The organism is Luteitalea sp. (assembly GCF_022842525.1).
Taxonomy (GTDB): domain Bacteria; phylum Acidobacteriota; class Vicinamibacteria; order Vicinamibacterales; family Vicinamibacteraceae; genus Luteitalea.
The window spans coordinates 1-3789 of the sequence record NZ_JALHPM010000333.1; the positions used below are offsets into that span (position 1 = coordinate 1).

Annotated in this window: 5 protein-coding genes; 2 read left to right on the top strand and 3 right to left on the bottom strand. The window is 66.7% G+C overall.

The features are described from left to right. The 3 genes from Q0C41_RS30415 to Q0C41_RS30425 form a co-directional block, all read right to left on the bottom strand. Positions 1 to 431: sigma-70 family RNA polymerase sigma factor (locus Q0C41_RS30415; protein ID WP_291990624.1), on the bottom strand; the 431-nt coding region annotated here is incomplete at its 3' end. A gap of 75 nt (positions 432 to 506) precedes the next feature. Then, the gene (locus tag Q0C41_RS30420) at positions 507 to 893 is read right to left on the bottom strand and encodes a hypothetical protein (protein WP_216956346.1); all 387 of its coding nucleotides are present in this window, start codon (positions 891 to 893) and stop codon (positions 507 to 509) included. 89 nt (positions 894 to 982) lie between these two features. Beyond that, positions 983 to 1663: a site-2 protease family protein gene (locus Q0C41_RS30425; RefSeq protein WP_216956344.1), complete on the bottom strand. Its 681-nt coding sequence runs from the start codon at positions 1661 to 1663 to the stop codon at positions 983 to 985. 145 nt (positions 1664 to 1808) lie between these two features. On the opposite strand from Q0C41_RS30425, the gene Q0C41_RS30430 reads away from it, so the two are divergent. Further along, on the top strand, positions 1809 to 2603 hold the full coding sequence (locus Q0C41_RS30430; RefSeq protein ID WP_291990631.1) for a dienelactone hydrolase family protein: 795 nt from the start codon (positions 1809 to 1811) through the stop codon (positions 2601 to 2603). Between the two features lie 19 nt (positions 2604 to 2622). After that, the coding region (locus Q0C41_RS30435) for a carbohydrate porin (RefSeq protein WP_291990634.1) at positions 2623 to 3789 on the top strand (1167 nt) is incomplete at its 3' end.

Consider the following 3789-nt stretch of genomic DNA (forward strand, 5'->3'; position numbering starts at 1 on the left):
CGCGACATCAGGGTGCCGATCGGCACGCCCATGACCTTCGCTGCATCGTCGTATGAAAGATCCTCGACCCCGACCAGCAGCAGCATCGACTTCTGCTCCTCCGGAAGTCGGTCGAGCGCCGACAGGATGTCCTGTACCTCGAGGCCGCTTTCCTGCTGCGCGCCGGTCGCCGGCATCGTCGCGTCGTCGAGCTCGACAGACGCGCCGCGCCGCTGGCCCTGGCGCAGCGCGGAGACGTAGAGGTTGCGCTGGATGGTGAAGAGCCAGGCGCGGAGGTCGCCGTCGCGCCGCCGCAGCGCCCAGCGCGACAGCGCGCGCTCCAGCGTGTCCTGGACCAGGTCGTCGGCCGCATCGTGGTCGCGCAGCAGCGCATAGGCATAGCGGCGCAACGCGGGGATCAGCGGTTCGAGCAGGGCTTCCGCATCGGCCATCGGGCTACTCTACAGGAAGGCCGGTGCCGGCCGAACCTTGGCCGGCACCGTATCCTTCGGTCCGTACGCGTCGCGTTACTTGGCGATGTGCCAGGCGCCGTTCAGGAAGCCGTCGCCCGTCGTGTCGCCGGCCTTGGTGTCCTTGGCGAAGGCGTAGAGCGGCTTGCCCTTGTAGGCCCACTGCTTCAGCCCGTCGTCGCGGGTGATGATGCTCCAGTCGCCCGACGCCTTGGCGCCGTCGGCGACGAGGGCCGGCGGCCAGTTGGTGGCGCACGGGCCGTTGCACACCGACTTGCCCGGCGTGGCGTCCTTGTCGAACGTGTAGAGCGTCATGCCGCTTGCGCTGACCAGCATGCCGTTCTTCATGGCGGGCGGGGTGGCGGAGGCGGGCTCGGCGGCGAACGCGCTGCCGGCGGCGAGGACCGCCAGAGCGGCGGCGGCGGAAAGGATCGACTTCAGCATTGTGTGACTCCCATGCAGCAGTTGGTCTGCAGGGGAGAGACGCCGGGGAGAGGCCGTTTATTCCCGGCGGCGGCACTTTTCTTTTGGGGTCAGCCGTTGCCGGTGACGCGGATCACGAGGTTGACCAGCCAGTTGACCGGCTCGCCGAGGATCCAGCCGATGACGTTGAGGTCGACCCCGAACTGCCGGCCGATCAGCGGCAGCAGGAAGATCAGGCCGAGCAGGATCGGCATGCCGTAGGGTTCCAGCCGGGCGAGCGGCAAAGCCAGGCTGTTGGGCAGCAGGCCGACCGCGACCCTGCCGCCGTCCAGCGGCGGCAGCGGCACCATGTTGAAGACGGCGAGCAGGACGTTGATCAGGATCGCGTTCTCAATGTTGAGGATCGACCACGTCGCCGCGGGTTGCGGCAGGAGGACGGCGAGGTGCGCCAGCAGGCCCGCGGCCACGGCCATCAGGACGTTCGTGGCGGGCCCGGCGGCGGCGACCCAGACCATGTCGCGCTTGGGATTGTTCAGCGCCCGGAAATTCACCGGCACGGGCTTGGCGTAGCCGAACAGGAAGGGCGCGCGCAGGAAGATCAGCAGGCCCGGGAGGATGATCGTGCCGAACGGGTCGATGTGCTTGAAGGGATTGAGGGTCACGCGGCCCTGCTGCCAGGCGGTGCGGTCGCCGAAGCGCAGGGCCACGAATCCGTGCGCGGCTTCGTGCAGCGTGATGGCAAGGATCGCCGGGATGACCCAGGTTGAGATGGTGTAGATCGTCTCGTTCACGGGCAATCCACCTGTTGTCTCTGCTCTTGCATGGTTTACGTTCCGGCCGATGCATCTTCGGTGGCCGAACAGACGCGGGCAAGCCCGAGCCGCAGCGGCAGCATGGACGACCTCCATCCTCGTTCTGCTCGCCGTCTTGTGTGCAATGCCTGCTTCGGCCCAGCAGAACGTCCGCGTTCCGGTGGAGCAGGGCGGTCGCACGCTTCAGCTCGCGGCGCAATTCTTCCGTCCTGCCAACGTCACGGCGCCGGTGCCCGCGGTCGCGCTGTTCCACGGCTGCGGCGGACCGGGGCAGAACACCGCGCGCATGGCGGGGCTCCTTGCATCGTGGGGCTACGCCGCGCTCGTGGTCGACAGTTTCTCGGCGCGCGGCCTCAAGGACGTGTGCGGCCGCAACTGGCCGACGCCCGCCGCGGCCGAGGTGCGGGCGGCGGACATCGATGCGACCCTTGCGTGGTTGGCGAAGCAGCCGGGCATCGATCCGCGGCGGCTCGCCTACATGGGTTATTCCTACGGCGGTGGCGTCGCGATGCTGCGTGCCCTTTCGGCCACGCCGGAAAGCACCGCGCCATCGGCGGCGCGGGCGGTGGTGCTGCTCTATCCCGATTGCGCGCTGGCGGATGCGCTGGGGCCGCGCCTCGCGGTGCGTCAACCGATCCTGCTCGCCATGGGCGCACTCGACGACTGGACGCCGGTCGCGCAATGCCGCGCCGTGATGGACCGTGTCGTGCGCGGCCGTGATCTCGTCGAAACGAAGATCTACGAGGGCGCGCATCACAGTTTCGATGCGCTCGGCCTGCCGGTGCGCTATCTCAGCGGGGTTGGCAATCGCAGCAAGCCCGGCGGTTGCTGCGGGGCGCATTACGGTGCCTACGAGCCTGCCTGGAAGCAGTTCGTGGTCGACGTGAAGGCGTTCCTCGACAAGGCACTGAAGCCGTGACGCGGGCCGGCAGGAACCGATGCGTTCGACGGCGTGGATAGGCGGGCTGGCGGCCCTGATCCTTCCCCTCGCGGAGGCGGCTGCGCAGCAAACGGCTGACGCCGACGGCGTGCGCCATGTCGGCAAGGTCCACAACCGGATGCGCTCGGCCGAAGTGCGTGAGCAGTACTTTCTCGACCAAGAGTTCGACGATGCCGCCCGGCGCTATGCGCTGGCGAAGAAGGAGATCCAGGACTCGACCGGCATCTTCTATTCGATGACGTCGTCGGTCGTCAGCCAGTGGGGAGCGCCCGGCAGCGACTATGGAGCGGTGCAGGCCCAGTTCTCGCCGGCCTTGAACTGGAAGATGTTCGACGATCCCGGGATCGGCGCCGGCTCCTTCCAGTTCGCCTATTTCGCGGCCCAGTACTGGTCGGGCCAGACCGGCCAGAGCCTGCAGAACAGGCTCTTCCTCAACAGTCCGGTCAACGACTATCCGGTCAACCAGCTCACCTTCGCGCAGGTGAGCTACACGCACGACTTCCCCGGCCACTTCGTGTCGCTCACTCTGGGTCAGTTTCCTTTCTCGAACTTCGACACCAATGCCTACTCCGGCAACGAGCAGGTCAATTTCCTTGGCTACTCGCTGGCGCAGAACGGCAGCCAGAACTATTCGCAGGGCAGCCTCGGTGCCTATGTCCAGGTCAATCCGACCAAGGAGCTGACCTTGATCGCGGGCTTCCAGGACGCCAACAACGTCGCGGTTTCCAACTACATCCAGTTCAATACGGCGTTCCAGGGCCAGTATTCCTGGTTCCTCTACGGCGCCGTGTCGCCCAATCTCGGCAGGCTCGGCAAGGGCACCTATTCGCTGCTCTACTACAATCTGCCGAGCGTCCCGATGCAGCCGCAGGCGAGTTCGGGCCTGTCGTTCAACGCCTCCCAGACGCTCGACGAGAAATGGGGCCTGTTCGTACGTGCCAACACCGCATGGAACTCGAGTTGGTACATCCAGTCGTCGATCTCGGGCGGCGCCGTCTACAACAATCCGCTGGGCCGTGCGCCGCAAGACCAGATCGGCCTCGGCATCGCCTGGAACGCCACGAACCAAAGGCTCTATGCGGGCGCGCCGGTGCGGCCCAGCGAAATGATGGTCGAGCTGTACTGGTCGTGGTCGGTGAAACACCTGTTGATCACGCCCGACGTC